The organism is Faecalibacterium prausnitzii (genome assembly GCF_019967995.1).
Lineage (GTDB): Bacteria > Bacillota > Clostridia > Oscillospirales > Ruminococcaceae > Faecalibacterium > Faecalibacterium prausnitzii_E.
On sequence record NZ_CP065377.1, the window covers coordinates 173504 to 195388 of the forward strand.

Consider the following 21885-nt stretch of genomic DNA (forward strand, 5'->3'; position numbering starts at 1 on the left):
GCTTGAGATAACGAAAAAGCGGAGGGCGTTTTTTCGCTTTCCGCTTGGTCGATGGTTTCGATTTGTTCAGCTTCGGTAGGGATGTGGGCATCGAAGAAACTCAGCTGTAAATCAGTTCCGTCAGTACCAGTTCCTCGGCCTGTGCTTTCAGACTGTTCATGTGCTGCACCCATGCCATCTGATTCTGCTCCTTGTCCGGGGCCGGGTTCTGTTTCAGAAGCTGCGCCATGGTCTGCTGCATCCGGTTCTCTGCCGTCTGCTCCACCTCCATCAGGTGCGGGTACAGGCTCCCCGACAGGAGCATCGTGTTGTACAGTACCGGATGCTGCTGCTTCAGAAAGTTCAGGCGCATCCTGCCGTACTTGCCCAGCGGGTTCTTCGGCTGATGCAGGGTCAGGTTCGGGAGAAGATAATCCCCGGTCTGCGTGTAACTCAGATTGCTGCTCATATTCATGCTGGCTCCTTTCATTGTTTCGGCGGCGAATGGTGGTTTTTACGGTGCGCTCAATTTGGCGTAAGACCTCCCGGCTCATGTCGCTGACTGCTGCGCCGAGGGCGTAGACACTATCCGGGGTAGAAAATTCATGGATGGCTTGGAAATCATCCTTATCGAACCATCCGGCCGGCTCAAAGCCGCAGCGTTCCAGCAGCGTGTAGGTGACGCTGATGGCGGCAGCGGACTTGAACTGCATCTCCACCCCGGCTTCATCATAATCCATCAGCAGCGAGCTGTCAACGATGGCACGGATGTCCCCGCCGTTGTTGTCCCAGTAATCCGCCACCAGCTTCCCTGCAACGTCCGCAAGCTGCTGGCTGACACGCTCTCCGCTGATGCCATAGGTGGCGGCGAGCATTTCCGAAACCGGCTGTTTCAGGTCATCGTTGTACTGCCACACCTCCGGGTCACGGGAATTGCGGCGCACCCCGGTGTCCGACACATCGAAAACGTAGTGCAGGCGCGGAAATCCGCTGGATTCGTCCAGCAGGGCGATGCCCTTAGAGCCACGCCTGACATAGCGGTTCATCCGGTTGCGCCAAATGTCAAATTCGGCGCAGGCGGTGGCATCGGGCCGCTGAGCGTAGATCATCAACTGGTCTGCAAAGGGGTACTTGTACAACCGGGATGCGGTGGTCAGGTAGTCCGTCCAGCTTTCCCAGTATCGGGTCAAGCCGTTGGCCGTGCGCTGGGCAAGGGCGAGATATTCTTCGGTTTTGCTTGGCATAGCGTTCCTCCCTTCAATCTCGTTGTAAACAAAAAAGCGAGCGGCCTTTTAAGGTCACTCGCTTATGGAATTAAAATTGGTTTTAGTATAGCATGAATCGAAGCGTTCTATCAAGACCTCACTTTTGAGGATTTCAAAAACTGGAACCGCAAAGTTTCGATTTCAAAGCAAGAACGTTCTGACGAATCTGCTCTATGACTGCTTTGAATTCATCATCGCTTTTTCCAGTAGGGTCATCCAGACCCCAATTCTCATCAAAAGATCTGCCAATGAACGGGCAGCTGACATTGCAGCCCATGGAAATAGCGATATCCGGCTTTGGAATTGCAGAGATCAGCTTGGAATACTGTGTCTTTTCCATGTCGATGCCATATAGTTCTTTCATCAGGCGCACAGCATCCTGATTGATCTGCGGTTTGGTTTCGGTTCCAGCCGAGTAGCTTTCAAACACATCTGCGGCCAGTACCTTGCCAAAGGCTTCGGCAATCTGGCTGCGGCAGGAATTATGGACACAGATAAAGGCGATTTTGGGTTTTGACATATAGGTGTTCCTTCCCCACAAACTGGAAGTTGTCATAATGCGTCTTTGGGACAGTTCTTTACGCACTCCATGCATAGGATGCATTCTGTACCGTTTTTACGTTTCCTTGAATTATCTGTCACATCAACATTCATCGGGCAAACACGTTTGCATTTCCCACAGGAGACACATTTCTCCTTATCGCATTTCAGACGAATCAGAGAAAAATAACTCATCGGCTTCAGAAAAACAGTAATCGGACAGATGTACTTGCAGAATGCCCGGTTATCCTTGAAGAAAAATGCAAGGATAATTCCTGCCGTATAATAGAGAATGTTACCAATGATAAATGCCCAGAACATGATTCTCTCTAGGCTCCCCACATGAGCAAGGAACAATGCTGCAACAAAGATCAGCGAAGCCGCAAAGGTGATATACCTGATCCATCCTATTTTTCTTCGCGGCTCTTTTGGCACTTTGTAGGGCAGAAAATCCAGCACCATAGCTGTCCAGCAGGCATATCCGCACCATCCGCGTCCAAATATCAGCGGTCCGAATATTTTGGCTACGGCATAATGTATTGTTGCAGCCTCAAACACGCCTGTGAACAGATAATACCAGAATCCCTCGATCTGCATATTTTCGTTACATATCAACCCAAGATAGACAAGCATGTACAGACCGACAAGAAGTTGAACAATGCGCCTTGCGTACTTATATTTTTTAATATACAAAAAAACACCAAGTGAAATGGACAGACCAATGTAGCTGAAATTGAACAGATAGAACAGATTGTTCTTTGTCAGCCATAAGGTAATTGCGACCGTTTCGAATACAGCCAGCATAATGATCGGCATAGCATATTTCTTCATTTTTGCATCCCCAACAAACTTCGATTTGTCGAGTTCAGTATACCACACCGAATCCCATTGTAAAAGAGCCTATGTACGCCGCCCGCAGGCGGCGAAAGTCAGTCCGGGGGAAATTCCAGTTCGGCAAACTCGGCATCGGTCAGCAGTTTCAGCTTCTCGATAACACCTTCCGACAACTCCCGCAGGGCGGTCTCATCGGGCATCAGGTAGCACTGCATGAGCCGCAGTTCGTGGATAAGCCCCAGTCGGGTGCCGGTGTTGTAAAGCATCATCAGCATGAGTTCTTCATGGTCAAAGTTCATGGGCATCCCTCACTTTCCGACAGAAGGTGGGATTGCACTCCGGGGCATTGCACTTCTCCTTGAGAGTTTGCAAAACAGAAGGGCGCTCCGGCTGCTTGTCCAGAAACCCCTGTAAATCTTTGAAGCCGATGCTGTCCACATAATGCACAGACACCTCGCCATTGCGTTTGAGTGCGATTACATCGCTGACCGACAGGCTGTGCCCCTCAAAATCCTGCGGACGGGAGAGGTTGAACATCTGAAATAGTTCTTCCAAAACCTCGTTGTTCGGCACATCCTGCCACATGGCGGGCAAATCAGCATAGTAGGTGACCTCGTAATGCTCCGGGTCTGGCGTTTTGCCTCGACGATTCAACTCCCGCATAGAAGCAAATCTTTCATCGAGGATTTTTTCGTCATGCCGTAGTTGCATCACCATATAAACATCGCACCCTGCGTTCAGAAATTTCTGCGGGATGTCCGGCATGAGTTCGCCGTCAAAATTCTGATTCCATTTTTGCTGCATTGTCCACCTCACAGTTCTGGCGCAGACCGTGCAGAGGATTTTGGCGCAGACGTATCACTTGCCAGTTCTGCCAGCTTTTCCAGTGTGGAAGGGCGGTGGTCTGCGCTCAGTTCCTCAGCTTCCGCAACTTTATCCATGACGGCATCGTAGTCCTGCAACAGCCGCCGCCCCTTTTCCAAGTGGTGCGCTTCCAAAATCTGCTCACGAGCTTCCTGAATGGTCAGTTCCGGGGCATCCAGCTGCCCACCGTCCATTACGGAATAATCACTGTGGTAAATAGTGTAGTCCCAGCCGTCCTCACAGGACTGGATAGCAAGATAGCCCTTGCCGCCCAGTTCCCATGCAGCCTGCTCGTCCTGTGTCTGAATTTCGGGATAGAAGTCTGCATGGTTTCGTTCCATGACCTCGGCAAACTGGCAGATGTGGAACACATTGCCCAGACCGCCCATGTCAAAGTGGTAATCATCCAGATGTTCCACCCGTGCTGTAAAACTGCGCCCATCCGGGTAATCCACCTGAATCACGCCGCCATCTGGAATGCGATAGAGGTCATCATAGTGGCTGTTGATGAGACGAATATCCTTCGGCAGCGTTTCAGGCTCCCAGATGCGCCGTCTGCCGATACCAGCTTGCGGGATGTTTTCGAGGATCTTTACGCTTTCCTGTTGGATGACCTTGCGGTCATCGTCCGAAAGTTCAAACAGATACCAGTTCCGGGCGGCAGAAATGGCGTTCCTGCCATCGGGCGGCAGATTCTTTTCCGAGATCTGCCCACTTTCCAGCGGCTCGCCAGTTACCTTGTTATAAGTGGCAAAGCCGACCCCTGCACCGTTTTCCCGGAGATGCAGATAGCGTTCATCGTTGATAAGGTAGACCGCTTCTTTTATCTGCTCCATCAGCACCCACCTTCAAATTCCAGCGAAAACTTGCTGCGGCCATCGGCTTCACAGGACAGCAGCACGGTGGCATTGTAGGTCTTGCCCTTGGCACTCTTGCAGTCCTTCAAGCGGACACGACCATCCCGCAGCAGCTTGTCCGCCACATGAGCGTCCAGCCGTTTGCCCAGACGCTTGAAGAACGCATTGTCCTTCCACAGGACAAAACGGCACTCCCGGTTCTCGCAGAACCAGCCTTTTTCACGCTCCACGACAGGCTTACCACAGTTCGGGCAGACACCAATGATTTTGTTTTTCATAAGTGCATTCGCTCCTTTTTTCATTTCCGTGTTCTTTACCAGTTCGGTAATCATCGTATTGATCTCGGTCATAAATTCGCTCGGCTCCATTTCGCCACGCTCGATTTGCAGCAGCTTTGTTTCCCAATCGGCGGTCATTTCCGGGGATTGGATTTCTTCGGGCATCACAGTGATGAGGGCTTTTCCCTTATCCGTGGGCAGCAGCACCTTGGTTTTCTTGTTGCCCTTGCGCTCCAGAAAGCCCTTCTGCACCAGCTTTTCAATGGTGGCGGCTCTGGTTGCCGGAGTGCCGATACCCTGACGTTCTACGCCCTCCGGCATACTATCCGCACTGGCAGTTTCCATCGCATGAAGTAGAAGGTCCTCGGTAAAATGCTTCGGCGGCGAGGTCTGCCCCTCTTTCAGTTCGGCGTTGAGGATGCCGCACTCGTTTTCTGCCGCATTGGGCAGGGCGGTGAGTTCCTGTTTTCGATTTAGAATGTCTGCCAGTACCTTGCGTTCCACCGCTTTCCAGCCTTCCTCCAGAACCTCCTTTCCCTTGGCGGTAAATTCCTCCCCGGCACATTCGGTGGTCAGCAGGGTTTCCAGATAACGGAAGGGCTTGCTGACTGCCATCAGCGTCCGGGCGATGATGAGCTTCAGGACGTTCTGCTCGCCTTTAGGCAATGCTTCCAGATCGGCTTGCAGCATACTGCGGGTGGGCAGAATGGCGTGGTGGTCGGTGACTTTTTCCCGGTTGACGGTGCGCCGTGTCCGGGGCACCGCCTCGTCCACATCTTCCGGGGTAATGTCGAGAAAAACTTCCAGTTCCTCGGTCAGCTCCTCCAGCATCTCCTCGTCATCGTCGGTGATATAGCAGCTATCAGTTCTGGGATAAGTGGTAAGTTTCTTCTCATACAGGCTCTGCACATAGTCCAGCGTCTGCTGTGCGCTGTACCCCAGCAGGCGGTTGGCATCTCGCTGAAGGGTGGTCAGGTCGTACAGCGACGGCGGATTCTCGGATTTTTCCTTGCGGGTGATGCGCTGGATCGTTGCCACCATCTCCTTTCGGCAGGCTTTCAACAGGTTTTCTGCAACGGATTTTTCAGGAATGCGGCGGCTGGATGCCGTGCAGCCGCTGGTCAGTTCCAAATCCACCGTGTAGAATTTCTCCGGCACAAAGGCGGCAATGGCGGCTTCCCGCACCACCGTCATGGCAAGCACCGGGGTCATAACACGCCCTACCGCCAGCGGTTGACCGTACAAGCATGAAAAAAGCCGGGACGCATTGATGCCGACCATCCAGTCGGCACGTTCCCGGCAGAGTGCTGCATTGTACAGCGCATCGTATTCAGTTGACGGTTTGAGATGGGCAAAGCCCTCCCGGATGGCGTTTTCCTCCATGCTGGACAGCCACAGGCGGGTAAAGGGCTTTTTGCATCCCGCTTGCTGGTACACCAAGCGGAAGATCAGTTCTCCCTCACGTCCGGAATCCGTAGCACAGATCACGCTGTTCACATCCGGGCGGTGCATGAGCTTTTTCAAAATGCCAAACTGCTTTTTGGTGCTGGCAGACACAAGGTATTGCCATTTCTCTGGCAGAATAGGCAGGTCGGCCACACTCCATTTAACGTACTTTTCATCGTATACGTTGGGTGGAGCAAGTTCCACCAGATGACCCACACACCAGCTTACCAGATAGCCGTTGCCCTCAAGGTAGCCGTCCTGACGGCTGGTGGCACCGAGGATTTTGGCACAGGACATGGCAACCGAGGGCTTTTCTGCTACAACTAGAATTAAAATAAGCGTTCCCTCCAATCTGTTTTCATTTGGATATGTACGGCGGCAAATGCCGCCTTGAAATCAGATGGGTTCGGTATCTTCCTCTCCGGCTTCTTCCGGTTCATCCTCGGTGGGAATCTCAAAGTCGCCCTTGTCCTCGGTGTAGTTTGCATCGGGGTCAAGGGCTTCTTTTTCTGCCTGCTTTTTCTGCTTCTGCTTTGTGAAAGCGTAGAAGCCGCCGCCTGCCGCCAGCGTAATCAGCACGACTACGCCCAGAAAGCCGGATGCGATCTTTGTGACCTTGTTTTCCTTGGGCTGTTCCTCGCCGAATGCCGCCGCTTCTTCTGCGGCTTTCTTGGCTTCTTCCTCGGCTTTCAGCTTATCCTGTTCAGCCTGCGCCGCTGCTTCTTTTTCAGCGGTATAGGCATCGGCAGCATCTTCCTCCATCAGTGCCAGCAGGTCGGCTTCGTCCACAAGGTTCATAAAGTGGACGGTCTGCTGTCCTTTGGCGTTGCGGTCGATGACCAAGTAGAACGTATTGCCCGACTTGCTGACCAGCGTAATAAACTGCTGTCCGCTGCCATCGGAGTAGTTGGTGTAGTAATCGTCCACCAGCGTCAGATTGCCCTCCGGGGTCAGGGCACCAGAGGTTTCGTCCGTGACGGTGACAACATCTTTCTCCACGACTTCCGGCAGAACCGGCTGCTCCACCGGGGCAGCTTCGCCCTCAAAGGCAAAGGCGGGAGCCGCCATGCCAGCGCACAGTGCCGCCGATACCAGCAGCGCGCCCAGTTTCTTAATCTTCATCTGCATCGACCTCCTTCTCAAAAGTTGCACCCACGGCAGACAGCGCAGCCGGGTTCGGGATGGTGGTTGCGGACTGCCGCAGCAGGGCGGCAAGCTGTTCCGGCGTGACCTTTGCAGTCCGCACCATCTCGTTGACCTCGGCAGAATCCTCTTCCTGAATGCGCCGCTCCAGAATCTCGATGCGGTTGTTCAGCTTGATGCGGCGTTCCTTCTCTTTTTCCAGCATCGCCCGCAGCTTATCCGATTTTTCGCTCATAGTAATTCCTCCAATCATTTTGAAAGCCGTCCAAACCCGGCGAGATGCTTCTCCCAGTAGGACGAGTGAATGTTTGCGTACTTGATGGGGTCTCCGGCACTGACCATCATGCCGTTTCCGAGGTAGATGCCCACATGACTTTTCCCCGGCGTATCATACGTTCCTTCAAAGAAAACAAGATCACCGGGCTTTGCTTCGGCTTCGGAAATGTGCTGGCTTTTCTGCCATAATCCGTTGGCGGTGGTTCTGCCCACATCGTAGCCGTTCTGGTTGTAGACCCAGCAGACGTAGCCGCTGCAATCAAAGCCTGTTTCCGGGGTGGAGCCACCCCACACATAGGGCGTACCCACATACTTTTGGGCTTCCTTGTAGATGGCGGCAAACTCGCTGTCGGTCAGAGCTTCTGCCGGAACCTGATAGTCGATGCCCGGTGTGCCGGAGCCATCGGAGCCACCGGGCGGTAATCCGCCGTTGAACAGATAGGGTCTGCCGCCCAAGGTATCTTGGAAAATCTCGTACCGTTTCCACTGGTCGTTGTTCAGTTCCTCCCGGATGACCACCTCCAAGCCACGGTTCACCAGCTTGGTGTGGAAGATGCGGTACTCATAGGGCACCTGCGTAGGGACTGGAATTCCTGCCGGACTGATGACCCAGACGGTCTTATACCGTATCTGCACCTCTACCCATGTGGTCAGCTTGTACTGTTTTTTGAAGGTTTCCTTCAGCTTGCCCTGCACCTCCGACCGGGTGTAATCGTCATACAAGGTGGTCAGGAACGAGGTCAACTGCCACGGGTCATGCTCGATGGGGTCGAGATGGTACTGGTACTCGTTGTAGCCGGGATGGTCGGTGGGGGTGCGCTTGATTTTCTTGTCCAGTTTCTTTTCCAGCTTCTTGTAGTCCTGTTCTGCACCCCGGATGTCCCTGTCCTCGGCAGAGTACATGGTCTGCCCGGACACCTGTGTGCCGCCGGAAAAGAGGATACCGCAGGAGGAAAAACCAGACATCACCATGAGGATGAGCAAAAGAAAAACGCCCACGATCACCAGAACGTGTGCGTTGCTTTTGGCGGCATTCATCAGCCCCTTTACGGCAGTGCTGACGGCAGTTTTGCCTTTCTCCACCGCCTGTTCCACGCCTGACCGGGCAGCAGATGCGCCATTGGATGCCGCCTTGCCGCCTGCGGTCTGCGCCGCTGTGCCCGACCGGGCGGCAGCATAATAGCTCTGCCGGATATCCTGTTTCTGCCGCCACCGGGAAAGCCAGTTGGAGCCGCCCTCGCTGGTGCTGGATGCGCCTGCATCTTGTGGCGCAGTTGGCTCCCGTGCAGAAGATTTTGCGGTTTTGGTGCCTTTCCTGCCCTGCGGCTTGGCTTTTTTCTTGAGCTTCCGGGCGTATCTGCTCTTGGAAATATCCCGGACATTTCCAGCCGCTTTTTCGCCCTCGCTCAGAGCCTGTGTGCCCACATTGTCATCCTCGTATTGGTCAACCTCTCGGTGCACCGCAGACCGGGCGGCATGGGCGGCGTACATTTCCCGCTTCTGTGCCTTGCTCAACCGGCTCAGTTCGTCCGGGGTCAGTTCTGCCTTGCCGAACCGCAGATGCTGTGCCTTTTCCGCAGCTTTATCTGCATCGGTTTTCAGCTTTTTCTTTTTGGGCACCGACTGCTCCACCTTGGCTTTTTTCGGAGGAGAACGGGTCTTTTTGGTAGACGATTCCTCTTTGATGTTCAACTTCGGTTTGCTCATTTCTGTGCGCCCTCCGAAACTTCACCCAACTTGGTGGTCATAATACGGTAGAGTTCCAGATCGGTGGGGAAGCGGTCAACAAAGGGCAGAATCACATTGCCGAAAAACAGCAGCCCCTCGCCCTCGCCAGAGTGGGTCACATAGGAAAGCTGATGGGGCGAGATGTTGAGCTGTTTTGCAAGGATCTGCCGGTCTCCTGCCGCCTGATTCAGCATGATGATCATGTCACTGTTCTCGAAAATATTCTCGACTTCACGGGAAGAAAGAAGGTCTTTCACGTTCTGGGTCAGCCCCGTGGGAATACCGCCCCACTTACGGAAACGCTTCCAGATTTCTACGGAATACGCCGCAGTCTGTTCCTCTTTTAAGAGGAGGTGCATCTCATCCATATAATATCGGGTGGACTTGCCGCTGCTGCGGTTGGCTGTGACACGCCCCCAGACCTGATCCTGCACAATGAGCATACCGAGCTTCTTCATCTGCTTGCCCAGTTCTTTGATGTCATAGCAGACGATGCGGTTGTTGACGTTCACATTGGTGCGGTGGTTGAACAGATTCAGACTGCCCTTGACGTAGATTTCCAACGCCGTAGCAACATGGTGGGCTTCCTTCTCGTCCTGTTGGAGTAGGGCATTGTACAAGTCCTCAAGGATGGGCATATTCTCCGGGCAGGGGTCGGCAAAATATTTGCGGTAAATCAGATGCACACAGCGGTCGATGACGGTTTTCTCTACCGGCAGCAGCCCCTCCTTGCCACCCACCACAAGTTCGCACAGCGAAAGGATAAAGTCGGCTTTCAGGGACAGGGGATTATCTTCCTCGGAGTAGTTGGCATTGATGTCCATGGGATTGATGAACTGGGTACTGTTGGGCGAGATTTTGATGACCTGACCTTTCAGACGCTTCACAAGAGGGGCATACTCTCCCTCAGGATCATTGACAATAATATCATCGTCTGTCACCAGAAATGCGTTGGTGATCTCACGCTTTGCCGAGAAACTTTTGCCGCTTCCCGGAGTGCCCAGAATCAGGCCGTTGGGGTTTTTCAGCTTTTTGCGGTCCACCATGATAAGGTTGTTGGACAGGGCATTCAAGCCGTAGTACAGCGATTCCTTGCCAGACTGATAAAGTTCCTGTGTGGTGAATGGGATAAAAATCGCTGTGCTGCTAGTGGTAAGACCGCGCTGAATCTCAATCTGGTTATCCGCCAACGGCAACGAGGACATCAGCCCCTGCTCCTGCTGGAAATCCAGCCGGCACAGGTTGCAGTTGTGCTTCTGTGCAATGCTGGATGCCTGAAAGACATTGTTTTCCAGCTCCTGCTCCGTGCGCCCGGTGTTCAGAACCAGAAACGTGACAAGGAACATACGCTCATTCTGGCTCTGAAGTTCCTTCAAAAGAGCCTTGGCATCTCTGCCGTAAGTCGCCAAATCTGACGGTATGATGTCAATATCATACCCGGCGCGGATGGCTTTTTTCTGTTCCTCAATCTTGCTGCGGTCCAGTTCGGTGATGGTGCGCTTCACCGTCTTAATGGCACGATTCTGGTCAACGGACTGGATGTGCATGGTGACGATCTGGGACGAATCCATGTCCAGAAAGTCCTTCAAAAGCTGGTCGCTGATGTCGGAGGCTGTGATGCTCAGAAAGCTGACGGCGCAGAAGATACCGCCCATCTGGAAGGTGCGGCTGTTCTTGAACGCAAAGGCGGTGGGCGCAATGGCATCCTTCACCGAAAGGCCGCTTTTTACGAGGTCTTTCCAGTCAAAGTGAAACTTGCTGGCACCGTCCATGTTGAACATATCGTGCATGAGTTTCAGCCGCTGGACACCGTTCAGGGGCTTTGCTTGTACCCCAAGCCGGTGGAAGTTGTTCAGCAGGTCGTTCTGGATGTGGTCGAGCCGGGGCTTGACCTGCGCCATGCTTTCGCCTTCCACCCCAAAGGTGATGAACTTGGTCTTGGTCAGACCATTATTGCCCTTGGCAAGCTGCTGGCGCAGCATTTGCGAATACTCCGCACGCACATCGTCAAAACCGTCCTTCTGGAACGGAATTCGGATGCTCTTTTCAAACTCGGTGCTGTCGGTTGCCATGTTCACAAAGGACAATTCAAATTTGATGCTGGAATCGAAGAAGTTCAGAAAACTGCACCATTCCTCGAAAATGGCGGTCTTGTCCTCCTGCTGGGCAAGCTGGTAATTGATGTCCTGATACTGGATGGTACGGGTATAATAGTTTGCTTTCACACGGCAGGTGCCATCCTCAAACATCCGCTGCATGGGGATGGACTGTTGGGCGGTCCGGGGCACCGCAGGCTTTGCGTTCTGCCTGCGCTTCTGCACAGACTGCGGCTTGCTGTGCTTACCGGTCTTTTTCCAAAACGGAATCATGGGGCACGCCTCCCTTCATCAAAATCGCATAGTAATTGTTGGTCTTGTAGGGGCGAATTTTCGGGCGGACAAACCGGGACTGCACATAGTACGACAGCAGCTTTTCCAAGGGCTGGCCGTTTTTTTCGTACATCCCAAGGAAGAACGCCGGCAGCATCACCGCCATCATACCGAGGGTGGCGGCAGTGTTGCCGCCGGAATCCCGGAGAACAAAAAACAGCGGCACTCCAATGAGAGCCGCTGTGCCAAAGCAGACAAGCTGCCGTTTGGTCAGGTTGAACGCCACCTTGGATTTGACTTTGGTCAGATCACGGGGCACAGAGATATAAGCAGCCAATCAAACACCTCCTTTTAGTGCGCTCCGAGAACGGATTTTATCACGGAGCTGGTCTTGAACAGGCTGAAACAGAGCAAAACGGTGTAGCCCACAATGCTCCAAATGGAGTTGATGGCATCCCCGGAAATCGCCACGCTCTGGATCAACACAGCGTAAATCGCCACGCAGATAAGGATGAGAAAGCCCTGAAAACCCAGCGCAAACAGGCATTTCAGGTAGTTCTGTCCCATGTGGCTCTGCTCGTGGTTGCCGAAAGTCGCCATGGGGATGGGCGCAAGGCTTACCATGCAGTAAATTTCAATCATTCTTCCGTAGACGATGACAAAAATCACGATGGACAGGATGCGCATGGTGATGCCGATAAAAAAGGACTGCAAAAACAGCCCGAACAGGGGGCCGACGTCCATCTGCATCAAACTGGATTGCAGCATGGACAAACCAATGTCGTTGACACGGGTATTTCCGGCAATGATGCTGCTGGAATCGGACACCACCTTCTGGGTGACATCGAATACAGCCATCACGATGTCAAAAGTATTGCTGATGAGCCATACCGAAACAGCGGTCTTAAAGATCCAGCGCATGATAAGGGCAGGCTCAAATTGTGCCATATTGTTGTGCTGGGTGATCATCTCGATGAGTTCATAACAGGCGATGAAGGTCAGGATGATGCCCGCAATGGGCAGCACCACGTTCCGGGAGAGGGCTTCGATCATGGCGAACACTCTCGGCTCAAAGCTGGAAGGCTTGGTGCCCACCTGCTGGGCGATGTTGCCTACCTGCGTGTTCACATCATCGAACAGCCCGCTGAGATTGGACATAATGCCTGCCGTCAGGATGCCTTTGATCCAGTCGGCAATGGCTTTAAGAACGGTTTCCATTCAGTCACCGTCCTTAGCTGAAGTGGTTGATAAGGGTCTTGAGAAGATTCAGAAGAAAAATAATGTGGGTCAAAAACTGCATAAGACACCGCCTTTCGTTGATGGGTGGATAAAAACACGGCTTGGAGCACGAACATTCGATAAAACTGCAAACTGCAGAGGGCTATCCGCTGTTACTCAAGCCGCTGTATGGAACAATGACCTCATTTCATCTATCATTTTTTCAAAATTTTGATTGATGAATGATAGATGAAATGATATGATAAAAGAAATGATATGGGAGGTATACACCGTGCGAAACAAGAAACCGCCATTTGAAATCACAGAAGCAGCTCTTTCAGATGTTATGGAGATCAGCGAATTGGTAGGCAAAATTAGTTCCACCCAGAATCTTTCCACAAGTCCGATTCTGCGCCGCCAGAATCGCATCCGAACGATTTATTCTTCTCTGGCTATCGAGCAGAACACGCTCTCTTTGGAGCAGGTGACGGCTGTTCTGTCTGGAAAACGTGTGCTTGCCCCTCCAAAAGACATTGCAGAAGTAAAAAACGCCTACGAAATCTACGACCATCTCGCAGAGTTGAATCCATATTCGATGGATGACCTCCTGCTTGCACATCGGACGATGATGCAGGGTCTTGTCCGGGAGGCTGGCGAGTTTCGCTCCCGTCCTGTCGGCGTAGTAGACAACAAGGGTAATGTCCTCCATTTCGGCACCCTGCCGCAGTACGTTCCCTCTTTGATGGAAGAACTGATTCAATGGACGGAAAGCAGTTCACTCCCTATCCTAATCAAAAGCTGTGTGTTTCACTATGAATTTGAGGTGATCCATCCATTCGCAGATGGAAATGGTCGCATCGGTCGGCTCTGGCACACGCTGTTGCTTTCTCAGTGGAATCCGCTGTTTGTATGGCTCCCGGTCGAATCCATCATCCATGACCATCAGCCAGAATATTATGCTGCAATCAATCAGTCTAACGCACAGGGAGAAGGAACTGTTTTTATCGAGTTCATGCTGGGAATCATCAAAGAGGCTTTGACCGAAGCAATCAACGAACAGCCTGTTGCACAGAGTAAGGAAGAAGTGCGTTGGATGAAGATTGCAGCTTTTCTCCGCACGAACCATATTATCCAAAACGTCGATGTTCAGAATCTTCTCAATGTTTCTCCTGCCACTGCAAGTCGAGTCCTGAATACTTTGACAAAAGAAGGAAAGCTCGCCAAAGTGCGAAATGGCCGCTATTGGGCATATAAATTGGCAGATTGATTATGTACAGGCGGGATAAACCCGCCTGTGGCACTTAGCCGAACAGACCGCTCAGCAGGGGAATGAGGGTGATGCCCACCAGCGCAACGCCGCCGCCAGCCATGAGCTGCTTCATGCCCTGACTCTTGCTGCCGGGGTTGTCGTTGCCGTAACCTTCCAGCAGGTTGATGGCACCCCACACGCCGAGACCGGCACCCAGAGCGACAACCAGAGTCTGAAGAACTTCGATAGCAGAGTTAAAGAATTCCATAGTCGTTTCTCCTTTATAAATGAAAGTTGTAGACCGTCCGTACACACCTGAAGCTGCATAATGAAGCCGCAAACTGCGGCGGGAGTGGGCTTGCTGGTGTACCTCTCTGGTCAGGATAAAATAAAACCGCCTACCGGGTCAGGCAGACGGGAGCGAATCAGCGTCCACCACGATGAACTCATCACCGGGGTGGATCTTTTCTTTTCGGTTCAGATATTTTTCAATATCGAAGGTGTTTTTGGGGTCGTAGTCCGAGGTCAGCTTGTAGTTGGGGTGCTGGGTCAGGTCGTACTTGTCCGAAAGAAACGGTCTGACACCCCGCAACTGCAAAATGCACTTGCCGCCGTCCAGAACCGCCAGCTCATCCCGGCTCATCAGTTCGTGACCGAGTTTCTGGAACGATGTGCCATAGCTGGGGCTGTTGCCACGGGTGTCCGAAGTGTTGAACGAATCAATGGTTTCTTTGCCCAGTGTTTCGGACAGTTCTTTCAGGGTTGTCGGCTCACTGCCGCCCAGAAAAATCTGACTGTCCATGTTGCCCACGATGGTATCCGCATTGTCCTTGTAGATGGCCTTCAACTGGCTTCGCGCCTGCAAAACAAGGCAGGCCGAAATCTCACGGCTGCGGATGGTAGCCACCAGCTTTTCCAGATTGGGAATCTGCCCGATGTTGGCACACTCGTCGATCAGGCACCGCACATGGATGGGCAGCTTGCCGCCGTACACATCGTCTGCCTTGTCGCACAGCAGATTGAAAAGCTGGGTGTAGACCATGCTGATGAGGAAGTTAAAGGTGGAATCCGTGTCCGACATGATGAGGAACAGCGCTGTTTTCTTATCGCCCAGCGTGTCCAGTTGCAGCTCATCGTACATGGTGAGGTCGCGCAATTCTTGGATGTCAAATGGGGCTAATCTGGCACCGCAGGAGATCAGGATAGATTTTGCGGTCTTTCCGGCAGCCAGCTTGTAAAGTTTATACTGCCGCCCGGCAAAGCTGTTGGGCTTCTTTTTTGCCAGTTCTTCAAACAGCAAGTCTACCGGATTCTGGTATTCCTCATCGTCCTCCAGCACCTGCATGGTGTTGAGCATTTCCAGCAGGGTGGCGAAATTTTGCTCCTCCACCGGGGCTTCATAGTGGAGATACGCAATCAGCGCAGTCAAAAGCAGCCTTTCGGATTTTTCCCAGAAAGGGTCGCCGCCGGACCCTTCGCCCTTGGTGTTGGTCATCAGGGTCGTGACCAGTTTCAAAATGTCCTTTTCGCTGTGGACATAGGCGAAGGGGTTGTAGTGCATACTCTTGGAAAAGTTAATGGTATTCAGGATTTTCAGCTTGTAGCCGTTCTTCAGCAGGGCGTTCCCGCACTCGACCACGATACTGCCTTTCGGATCGGTGACAACATAGGAGCTGTGGCACTGAAGCAGATTCGGCTTCAGCCAAAAGCGTGTTTTACCTGAACCGGAGCCGCCCACCACCAGCACGTTTTTGTTTCGGGCGTTCTTGGGGTCAGGCGGGCGGTTGGACATCATCAACCGTTCCGTTTTGGTCAGAATGATGTTGTCGGAAAATTTCGGAGCCATGAACGGCTCAATATCCTTCGGAGTGCCCCACCGGGCAGAGCCGTACTCCATGCCGTGGCGGTACTTTTTGGCGTTTTTGCCACGCAAATAGACTGCCAGCCGTAACCCTGCGCCGCAGCACAAGCCCGCCAGAAAATCAAGCGGATGCAGGCTGGGCAGAGGATTTGCAAACGCCACCGGGATGGTCCCCATCATGGACATGATTTTCTCGCCCAGTTCCTTGCCCTCGGCAAGCCGCCATGCCTCGCCAAAGTTCGTTGCCACCAGTCCCAGCAGAAGATAGGGCAGATACAGCGCCAGCAGCTTTGTCAGCTTTTTCGTGGTCACAGTCCACGCTCCTGTTCCTTATGCCGGACTTTGCCGGGGAGTTCAGCCGCTGCCTGCACCAGTTCATGCAGTTTTGCCAGCACCGAGGGGCGTTTGTCTTTGTTCAGCAGAGATGCCGAATACTCCTTGAACGCCGAGTGGAAGGCTTCTGCGTCCGGGGCTTTGAAAAAGACCAGATACCGGGGCGGCACCTCGGAGGTGTCCTTGCGGATAGCATAGTCGATGCCGTACTTTTTGGCATAGCGTTCCAACCCACGGATGCCGGTCTTGCTGATCTCCACGCTGGAAACGCCCCTGTTTTGCCGCAGAAGGGTGCGGACGCTCTGCTTGCCTTGGGATGCCTTGGACTGGTACAGCCGATACGCCGCCTTTACCGCCCGGAGAACAGTCCGGGCAGACAATTTCGTGGTGGAGATCATCAGGTTGAAGGATTTCTGTTCGATTTCTTCCTGCACTGCCATCGCCTCCCTTGCAGCAGGGTGATTTTAGCGGTCATGCTCTGCCGTGGGCTTGGTGCGGTTTTTTTCTGCCGGAGGTTCATCGGGCACCGGCAGCACCAGCAGACGGTTGCCCAGTTTCAGAAAGGCTTCCGGCTGATGGAAAAGCTGCTCGTATTTCTGCGCCAGTTCCGGGGTCAGGGATGCAAAATCCTCCTCGCCCAGACCCACCACCAGAAAAGTCCCGGCAACGGCATCGCACATCTGCCCGTCCTCGTCCCGCAGGGCACGGTTCAACGGCAGCCCCATGAGCTTGCCGTCATCGTTATAAACGATGGCAACCGGATCTTCAAACGGGTAGCTTGCGCCGATAAAGCCGCCCACCGCCTGCTGCAAGGCTTTCAGGTCGTTATCGATTTCGACCTGCTGCGGATACTTCCCCGGTGCAATTTTCAGCACCGACAGGGTGTTTTCTTCCATGCGAATCCTCCTTTCCGTTCAGACTGATTTCGCCGCTCCGTGCCGCCTGCATCAGAGCCGCTACGAAGAAGCCGAAAAAAGCACCTGCTTCAAAAAATGCGAAATCGATAAAAAAGTTCAGCATGGCACACCTCAGTCAATACAGATGCAGGTCAGCTTGTCTCGGTCGATCATCAGGGTGACACTCTTGATCTCCAGATATTTCTGGATGGTGTACATATCGCCCATCGTCAGAGATGCGAAGTTGCCATCCTCATCGAAGCGGTGAAAAATGACCGGACCGACCAGATACCGCTGCCCCATCAGCTTGACAACCTGTTTAGGATTGTAACGGAAGCCCAGCGGCTCGTTCTCAGAGATGCCGATACCCTCATCTGCTTCATCGAAGCAAGCCAAAATGTGCGGCGCATCGTCAGGACGGATAACCGTCAGATCCAGAACCGGCGAGGTTGCGGCGAAATAAGGCTCTGCACTGCCAAGCTCGTTCTTCATTGCCATGTGCATGATTGAGAAGAAGCCGGTCACGGCATCGTCGATGTGGTCGAGCTTCTTGCTCATGCTGTCGATGGTCTTTGCGGTCTTGAAATCAATCGTGTTGTTCATAGGCGTTTCCTCCGTTATTTTTGCAAAATAAAAAGACCCGAATCGGGTCTCTTAGTTCAGTCTGCGCTCAACGCGCTTCTTCCTGCTTCTTCTGTTTTGCCTGCTGTTTTTTCAGCTGCCACTGGTCGAGCAGCTTGATGATGATGCTTTCCATCTGCCGGGGCGTGTAACTGCGCGGAAAGTATTTCCGCAGGGTTTCGTTTTTGATGGTCACAGTGTCCAGTTCGCTTTTCTTTTCCTCATTCATAATGTCGTAGACAGCATCATAACTGAACTCGCTTTGCTGCGCCAGCTTCTTTATCCGTATGGCTTGCGAAAGAGAGGGCGCATTCTGGGAAGCATCCATTGCTTCTAAAAAATCTTGCTGCTGTTTTGCATCAAGATAAGACAATTCGACCGCAGGGTTAAAAGAGATTTTCTTTTCGTCCACCATGTCCAGTAGTTCAGGGACAAGATTGGTGAGCCGAATGAAACGCTGGACTTGTCTGCCGCTTTCATCAGTGGCTTTTCCGACTTCATCAGCGGCTTCCAACTTCCCGACAACTTGTCGGGAAGTTAAATCTGACCTAGCACCTTGATTTTTTATCGCATCCAGCTTCATCTTGTACGCAAATGCCCGCTCACTCGGTAGGATGTGTTCTCTCTGCAAATTGGAATCGACCATCAATATCGTGGCGGCATCATCCTTCATATTGCGCACAATGACTGGCACGGTGTCCAGATGGGCAAGCTCTGCGGCGTGTTTCCGGCGATGCCCGGAGATGATCTCGTAGCCACCCTCTGGTCTGGGGCGGGCGATCAGCGGAGCCAGCACCCCGTACTGTGCGATGCTCTCTACCGTCCGGGTCATGGCTTCATCGTCCAACACCTTGAATGGGTGGTTGGTGAAGGGGTGCAGTTCGTCGATGGGAATTTGCTGTACCTGTTCCCGTTGCTCCTCCTGTCGGTTTTCCTCGGTGGAAAACAGGTCATCTAGCCCTTTCAGAGCTAAGTTTCCGCTGTCGATTGGCATCCGCCAGCACCTCCTTTGCAAGAGATTTGTAGGCTTCTGCCACCTTGCCTTTGGGGTCATAGGCAAAGATGCTTTTGCCTGCCGCACTGGTTTCTGCCGCACGGACGGAACGGGGAATGGTCTGCTCGAACACCTTCAGGTGTTTTCCGTATGCCTGCCGAATCAGGCTGCTGATCTGCTTTCCGTAGTTGGTGCGGCTGTCGGTCATGGTCAGTAGGATACCCTCAATTTTCAATTTCGGGTTGATCTGCCGCCGGACCTTCTGCACCGTCTGCAAAAGCTGTTCCAGACCTTTTGCGGAAAGGTACTGCGCCTGCACGGGAATCAGGGCAGCGTCTGCCGCCGCCAGTGCGTTGATGGTGAGCATCCCCAGCGAGGGCATACAGTCCAGCAGGATATAATCGTACTCCCGCTTTGCCCCCTCCAACACCTGTTTCAGCATCTTTTCCCGGTTCATGCTGTTCACCAACGCCACTTCCAGCCCTGCCAGTTCGATGTTGGCTGGAATCAGGTCAACGCCCTCCGCATGGTGCAGGATGCCTTCACCGGGCGGAATGGGCTGGTCGTTCATGGCTTTCTGCATCAGGGTGGAAAGGGTGGTGGGCAGTTCGTCCGGCTGCTGCCAGCCCATGCTGATGGTCAAGCTGCCCTGCGGGTCGGTGTCCACCAACAGGACTTTCTTGCCCTCCATTGCCAGCCCGATGCCCAGATTCTCACAGGTGGTGCTTTTCCCCACACCACCTTTTTGATTGGTGACTGCGATAATCGTAGCTTTCTTTGCGATAACATCACCCCGCCTTCGGTGAACCACGCGCAAAGTCGTGGTTCGTCTTGTTCTGATAGTAGAGGTTCATGGTGGTGGGCGCATTGTAGAGCATCGCCAGCAGATACTGCTTCATGTTCCGCACCGGGGCGGTGTTTTCTGCCAGAGAATCTAGCACGAAACGGATGTGGTCAGCATTCAGCTTTTTCAGCCGACTGCGTACCACCTCGGCAGGTTTGTCATCTCCGGCGATCCGCAACATCTTGCGTTTGGTAGAACAGGTGTCCACAAGCAAATCTACGATCTGGTAGATGGTTTTCTCCTCGTCCGGGCAGAGCCGGAGCAGAAGGTCTACCTCCAACGCCTGATAAAAATAATCTTCAAGCTGTTCCCGGATGCCCCCGGAATAGATAGGGTCCTGTCTGTTTAGTATGTAATGGTCATCGCGCCCTCGTGGCAGTCCTGTGCATAAGTGCGGAGCAGGTCAAGGTGCTTTGAGGATTTTCGGACGATTGCCGTTGCACGGTCGCCGGACATAAACTCAACAACCGCAAGCCGAGGAATCGTTAATGTGCCACGAATTTTGAATCCAACAAGAATCTTCTGATTGCACCATCGCTGGATGCTTTGTGCAGAGTAGCCCGTCAGTTCCGAAACTTCCGGGGTGGTCAGCAGATCATCATATCCAGCGGTGAGCTTCTCCCACATGGTATACAGCCCTGTCTTTTCCGGCTCTGTAAAATTGAAGCGGATGATCTCTGCGGCAGGCTTGTCCGGGTGCCGCTTGGAACAGCCGTTCTTTTCGATATAAAAGCCCGTTGGCACTTTATACTTTTCGGGATGATCTTCACGGTCGCACAAGTAGGTGATCACATCGTGGGTCGCAATATGGTATTTGCGTGTTTTCTTTCCTGTATTGATACACGGAACGAGACCGGAATCCAGAAGGTACTTTGCGTGTTGCTTGTTGATGCGGGCAACACGGTAGAACTGGTCTTTCGTCATTCCGTTGGGGTATTCTTCGAGAATTTTATAGCACTCTAACAGTGTCCTCATGTTCATCCATCCTTTGCTGCTTTGATTTGGTCAGCGTCAGAAGCAACATATTGTGTGGATGGATTCTGGCTCCCGGAATCTCTCTCGCCCGTTCTCTCCAACGGGCGTAAAATCTCTCCCAATTCTCTCCAAATGACAGATTTTTCTGCGTTTTGGAAAGTGGGTTCAAATCCGCATGGAGCCTAGTGATTTTGGATTTTGATGAAATTTTGAGCGTAAATTCGATGGTTCGTATCTTCTGGCAAAGTGGGCTAATTACCTCTATCTTCCACCAAGTACCGTGAGACAGGAAAAACTCGAAATCGTTTTGTCCTTAATCGGGCACGTGGGTTCGAATCCCACCATCTCCGCCAACAAAAGGCATCAGCTCAGGCTGGTGCCTTTTTTGCGGCTAAGATGGTGAGGATGAGAACAGGGCGGCGGCCCGCAGGCCGCAAGCAATCAGCCCTGTGGGCTGTTGCTTAGCCCGCGGGAGAATGCCCACCATCTCCGCCAACAAAAGGCATCAGCTCAGGCTGGTGCCTTTTTTGCGGCTAAGATGGTGAGGATGAGAACAGGGCGGCGGCCCGCAGGCCGCAAGCAATCAGCCCTGTGGGCTGTTGCTTAGCCCGCGGGAGAATGCCCACCATCTCCGCCAACAAAAGGCATCAGCTCAGGCTGGTGCCTTTTTTGCGGCTAGATGGTGCGGATGAGAACAGGGCGGCGATTTTCGATGTGCAGCACAAATCCATCAGCCTCCCAAAAGTGCCCATCCAACAGAACTTCGCCCTGAAATGTAATCCGGCGGAGCTTCTGTGCGGCGTCGGTCACCTCAACGGTGCAAAAGCGCTGCAAGTAGCTGCAAATAGCGGCGGCGTGGGAGACGACAAGGGCGTTCTGCCCCTCCGGGAGCGAATCCAGCAGTTCGTGGATGCAGTCTGCCATCCGGGCGCTGACCTCACGGAAGGACTCGCCGTCCGGATTTTTGAAGTCCGGGTCTTCGTATTGGTGTTTCCAGAACGAAGCGTCCTGCCCGGTCGTGTCGCCGGTGCGGCGCTCGGCAAGGCGGGTGTCCTGCCGGACGGGAAGCCCCAGCAGCTGTGCGGTCTGGAGCGCACGTAGCGAAGGGGACGACCAGACGAGCGAGACCGTGCGGAAAGCGTCATTTTGGAAGACTGCGGCGGCCCGCTGAAGACCTTCGGCAGAAAGGCCGGGGTCGGGGCTGGAACCGCCGCGCTCCGGGATGGAATGGCGCAGGAGAAGAAGGGTTGTCATGAAAGCCTCCGATTAAAAAAGTGACTTCAGTATAGCAGATTCGGGAAAGCAGATGCAAGAA

At 53.1% G+C, this 21885-nt stretch carries 24 protein-coding genes and 1 pseudogene; 2 read left to right on the forward strand and 23 right to left on the reverse strand.

Annotated features, from left to right (window positions below; all coding sequences use genetic code 11):
* Positions 1–100 precede the first annotated feature (100 nt).
* Complete coding sequence (locus I5P96_RS00840) at positions 101–454, reverse strand: TnpV protein (protein ID WP_117554805.1); 354 nt, start codon at positions 452–454, stop codon at positions 101–103.
* A 130-nt stretch (positions 455–584) separates the two neighbouring features.
* Here I5P96_RS00840 and I5P96_RS00845 point away from each other — a divergent pair, with 130 nt between their 5' ends.
* Positions 585–1319: a hypothetical protein gene (locus tag I5P96_RS00845; protein ID WP_181968256.1), complete on the forward strand. Its 735-nt coding sequence runs from the start codon at positions 585–587 to the stop codon at positions 1317–1319.
* 37 nt (positions 1320–1356) lie between these two features.
* Here the strand turns inward: I5P96_RS00845 and I5P96_RS00850 are convergent, their stop codons facing one another.
* The 12 genes from I5P96_RS00850 to I5P96_RS00905 all read right to left on the reverse strand — a co-directional run bounded on the left by I5P96_RS00850 (position 1357) and on the right by I5P96_RS00905 (position 12797).
* Entirely contained in the window at positions 1357–1764 is a 408-nt protein-coding gene (locus I5P96_RS00850) for an arsenate reductase ArsC (RefSeq protein ID WP_117554806.1), read from the reverse strand.
* Positions 1765–1796: 32 nt separating this feature from the next.
* Positions 1797–2615 carry a 4Fe-4S binding protein gene (locus I5P96_RS00855; protein ID WP_097783386.1) on the reverse strand — a complete coding sequence of 273 codons (819 nt, stop codon included), beginning with the start codon at positions 2613–2615 and terminating at the stop codon, positions 1797–1799.
* Positions 2616–2713: 98 nt separating this feature from the next.
* A complete protein-coding gene (locus I5P96_RS00860; protein WP_015537699.1) occupies positions 2714–2917 on the reverse strand; it encodes a transposon-transfer assisting family protein in 204 nt (67 codons plus the stop codon).
* Complete coding sequence (locus I5P96_RS00865; RefSeq protein ID WP_117554807.1) at positions 2907–3422, reverse strand: YodL domain-containing protein; 516 nt, start codon at positions 3420–3422, stop codon at positions 2907–2909. The genes I5P96_RS00860 and I5P96_RS00865 overlap by 11 nt, the downstream gene beginning before the upstream one ends.
* A gap of 8 nt (positions 3423–3430) precedes the next feature.
* Positions 3431–4318, reverse strand: a complete 888-nt coding sequence (locus I5P96_RS00870) for an LPD16 domain-containing protein (RefSeq protein WP_117554808.1) — start codon at positions 4316–4318, stop codon at positions 3431–3433.
* The gene (locus I5P96_RS00875; RefSeq protein WP_371290690.1) at positions 4318–6360 is read right to left on the reverse strand and encodes a DNA topoisomerase 3; all 2043 of its coding nucleotides are present in this window, start codon (positions 6358–6360) and stop codon (positions 4318–4320) included. Before I5P96_RS00875 ends, I5P96_RS00870 begins: the two co-directional genes overlap by 1 nt.
* 99 nt (positions 6361–6459) lie before the next feature.
* Positions 6460–7191, reverse strand: a complete 732-nt coding sequence (locus tag I5P96_RS00880; protein WP_117554913.1) for a DUF4366 domain-containing protein — start codon at positions 7189–7191, stop codon at positions 6460–6462.
* Complete coding sequence (locus I5P96_RS00885) at positions 7175–7441, reverse strand: DUF4315 family protein (RefSeq protein WP_117477554.1); 267 nt, start codon at positions 7439–7441, stop codon at positions 7175–7177. The genes I5P96_RS00880 and I5P96_RS00885 overlap by 17 nt, the downstream gene beginning before the upstream one ends.
* A 14-nt stretch (positions 7442–7455) precedes the next feature.
* Complete coding sequence (locus I5P96_RS00890; protein WP_223382760.1) at positions 7456–9189, reverse strand: CD1108 family mobile element protein; 1734 nt, start codon at positions 9187–9189, stop codon at positions 7456–7458.
* Positions 9186–11579, reverse strand: a complete 2394-nt coding sequence (locus I5P96_RS00895) for a VirB4-like conjugal transfer ATPase, CD1110 family (RefSeq protein ID WP_223382761.1) — start codon at positions 11577–11579, stop codon at positions 9186–9188. The genes I5P96_RS00890 and I5P96_RS00895 overlap by 4 nt, the downstream gene beginning before the upstream one ends.
* On the reverse strand, positions 11551–11916 hold the full coding sequence (locus I5P96_RS00900; protein WP_223382762.1) for a PrgI family protein: 366 nt from the start codon (positions 11914–11916) through the stop codon (positions 11551–11553). The genes I5P96_RS00895 and I5P96_RS00900 overlap by 29 nt, the downstream gene beginning before the upstream one ends.
* A 14-nt stretch (positions 11917–11930) precedes the next feature.
* Positions 11931–12797: a VirB6/TrbL-like conjugal transfer protein, CD1112 family gene (locus I5P96_RS00905; RefSeq protein ID WP_223382763.1), complete on the reverse strand. Its 867-nt coding sequence runs from the start codon at positions 12795–12797 to the stop codon at positions 11931–11933.
* Positions 12798–13089: 292 nt separating this feature from the next.
* Here I5P96_RS00905 and I5P96_RS00910 point away from each other — a divergent pair, with 292 nt between their 5' ends.
* The gene (locus I5P96_RS00910; RefSeq protein ID WP_223382764.1) at positions 13090–14064 is read left to right on the forward strand and encodes a Fic family protein; all 975 of its coding nucleotides are present in this window, start codon (positions 13090–13092) and stop codon (positions 14062–14064) included.
* 34 nt (positions 14065–14098) lie between these two features.
* On the opposite strand, the gene I5P96_RS00915 is transcribed toward I5P96_RS00910, so the two are convergent.
* From I5P96_RS00915 to I5P96_RS00960, 10 genes and pseudogenes are all read right to left on the reverse strand, one after another.
* Positions 14099–14314 (reverse strand): Maff2 family mobile element protein, encoded by a 216-nt coding sequence (locus I5P96_RS00915; RefSeq protein WP_055186938.1) that lies wholly within the window; start codon positions 14312–14314, stop codon positions 14099–14101.
* 138 nt (positions 14315–14452) lie between these two features.
* A complete protein-coding gene (locus I5P96_RS00920; RefSeq protein WP_223382765.1) occupies positions 14453–16219 on the reverse strand; it encodes a VirD4-like conjugal transfer protein, CD1115 family in 1767 nt (588 codons plus the stop codon).
* A complete protein-coding gene (locus tag I5P96_RS00925) occupies positions 16216–16674 on the reverse strand; it encodes a PcfB family protein (RefSeq protein ID WP_055186936.1) in 459 nt (152 codons plus the stop codon). The genes I5P96_RS00920 and I5P96_RS00925 overlap by 4 nt, the downstream gene beginning before the upstream one ends.
* 30 nt (positions 16675–16704) lie before the next feature.
* The gene (locus tag I5P96_RS00930) at positions 16705–17142 is read right to left on the reverse strand and encodes a DUF3846 domain-containing protein (protein ID WP_317850518.1); all 438 of its coding nucleotides are present in this window, start codon (positions 17140–17142) and stop codon (positions 16705–16707) included.
* 126 nt (positions 17143–17268) lie between these two features.
* Complete coding sequence (locus tag I5P96_RS00935; protein WP_223382768.1) at positions 17269–17739, reverse strand: hypothetical protein; 471 nt, start codon at positions 17737–17739, stop codon at positions 17269–17271.
* 67 nt (positions 17740–17806) lie between these two features.
* Positions 17807–18751, reverse strand: a complete 945-nt coding sequence (locus tag I5P96_RS00940) for a ParB/RepB/Spo0J family partition protein (protein ID WP_223382769.1) — start codon at positions 18749–18751, stop codon at positions 17807–17809.
* Positions 18708–19535: a ParA family protein gene (locus I5P96_RS00945; RefSeq protein ID WP_223383771.1), complete on the reverse strand. Its 828-nt coding sequence runs from the start codon at positions 19533–19535 to the stop codon at positions 18708–18710. Before I5P96_RS00945 ends, I5P96_RS00940 begins: the two co-directional genes overlap by 44 nt.
* A 4-nt stretch (positions 19536–19539) precedes the next feature.
* Positions 19540–19941: pseudogene (locus I5P96_RS00950) on the reverse strand (DUF6017 domain-containing protein); the annotation flags it as partial.
* On the reverse strand, positions 19941–20570 hold the full coding sequence (locus I5P96_RS00955; RefSeq protein ID WP_223382770.1) for a helix-turn-helix domain-containing protein: 630 nt from the start codon (positions 20568–20570) through the stop codon (positions 19941–19943). The pseudogene I5P96_RS00950 and the gene I5P96_RS00955, both read right to left, overlap by 1 nt.
* Positions 20571–21245: 675 nt before the next feature.
* Positions 21246–21824 (reverse strand): histidine phosphatase family protein, encoded by a 579-nt coding sequence (locus tag I5P96_RS00960; RefSeq protein WP_223382771.1) that lies wholly within the window; start codon positions 21822–21824, stop codon positions 21246–21248.
* Between the last annotated feature and the right edge of the window lie 61 nt (positions 21825–21885).

Excerpts from the sequence above, each read along its gene's own strand:
- I5P96_RS00905 (WP_223382763.1), bottom strand. The coding sequence starts at position 12,797 with ATGGAAACCGTTCTTAAAGCCATTGCCGACTGGATCAAAGGCATCCTG.
- I5P96_RS00865 (WP_117554807.1), bottom strand. The coding sequence starts at position 3,422 with ATGCAGCAAAAATGGAATCAGAATTTTGACGGCGAACTCATGCCGGAC.
- I5P96_RS00940 (WP_223382769.1), bottom strand. The coding sequence starts at position 18,751 with ATGCCAATCGACAGCGGAAACTTAGCTCTGAAAGGGCTAGATGACCTG.
- I5P96_RS00955 (WP_223382770.1), bottom strand. The coding sequence starts at position 20,570 with ATGAGGACACTGTTAGAGTGCTATAAAATTCTCGAAGAATACCCCAAC.
- I5P96_RS00915 (WP_055186938.1), bottom strand. The coding sequence starts at position 14,314 with ATGGAATTCTTTAACTCTGCTATCGAAGTTCTTCAGACTCTGGTTGTC.
- I5P96_RS00895 (WP_223382761.1), bottom strand. The coding sequence starts at position 11,579 with ATGATTCCGTTTTGGAAAAAGACCGGTAAGCACAGCAAGCCGCAGTCT.
- I5P96_RS00935 (WP_223382768.1), bottom strand. The coding sequence starts at position 17,739 with ATGAACAACACGATTGATTTCAAGACCGCAAAGACCATCGACAGCATG.
- I5P96_RS00860 (WP_015537699.1), bottom strand. The coding sequence starts at position 2,917 with ATGAACTTTGACCATGAAGAACTCATGCTGATGATGCTTTACAACACC.
- I5P96_RS00870 (WP_117554808.1), bottom strand. The coding sequence starts at position 4,318 with ATGGAGCAGATAAAAGAAGCGGTCTACCTTATCAACGATGAACGCTAT.
- I5P96_RS00875 (WP_371290690.1), bottom strand. The coding sequence starts at position 6,360 with ATGTCCTGTGCCAAAATCCTCGGTGCCACCAGCCGTCAGGACGGCTAC.
- I5P96_RS00885 (WP_117477554.1), bottom strand. The coding sequence starts at position 7,441 with ATGAGCGAAAAATCGGATAAGCTGCGGGCGATGCTGGAAAAAGAGAAG.
- I5P96_RS00960 (WP_223382771.1), bottom strand. The coding sequence starts at position 21,824 with ATGACAACCCTTCTTCTCCTGCGCCATTCCATCCCGGAGCGCGGCGGT.
- I5P96_RS00845 (WP_181968256.1), top strand. The coding sequence starts at position 585 with ATGGATGGCTTGGAAATCATCCTTATCGAACCATCCGGCCGGCTCAAA.
- I5P96_RS00880 (WP_117554913.1), bottom strand. The coding sequence starts at position 7,191 with ATGCAGATGAAGATTAAGAAACTGGGCGCGCTGCTGGTATCGGCGGCA.
- I5P96_RS00850 (WP_117554806.1), bottom strand. The coding sequence starts at position 1,764 with ATGTCAAAACCCAAAATCGCCTTTATCTGTGTCCATAATTCCTGCCGC.
- I5P96_RS00840 (WP_117554805.1), bottom strand. The coding sequence starts at position 454 with ATGAATATGAGCAGCAATCTGAGTTACACGCAGACCGGGGATTATCTT.
- I5P96_RS00890 (WP_223382760.1), bottom strand. The coding sequence starts at position 9,189 with ATGAGCAAACCGAAGTTGAACATCAAAGAGGAATCGTCTACCAAAAAG.
- I5P96_RS00855 (WP_097783386.1), bottom strand. The coding sequence starts at position 2,615 with ATGAAGAAATATGCTATGCCGATCATTATGCTGGCTGTATTCGAAACG.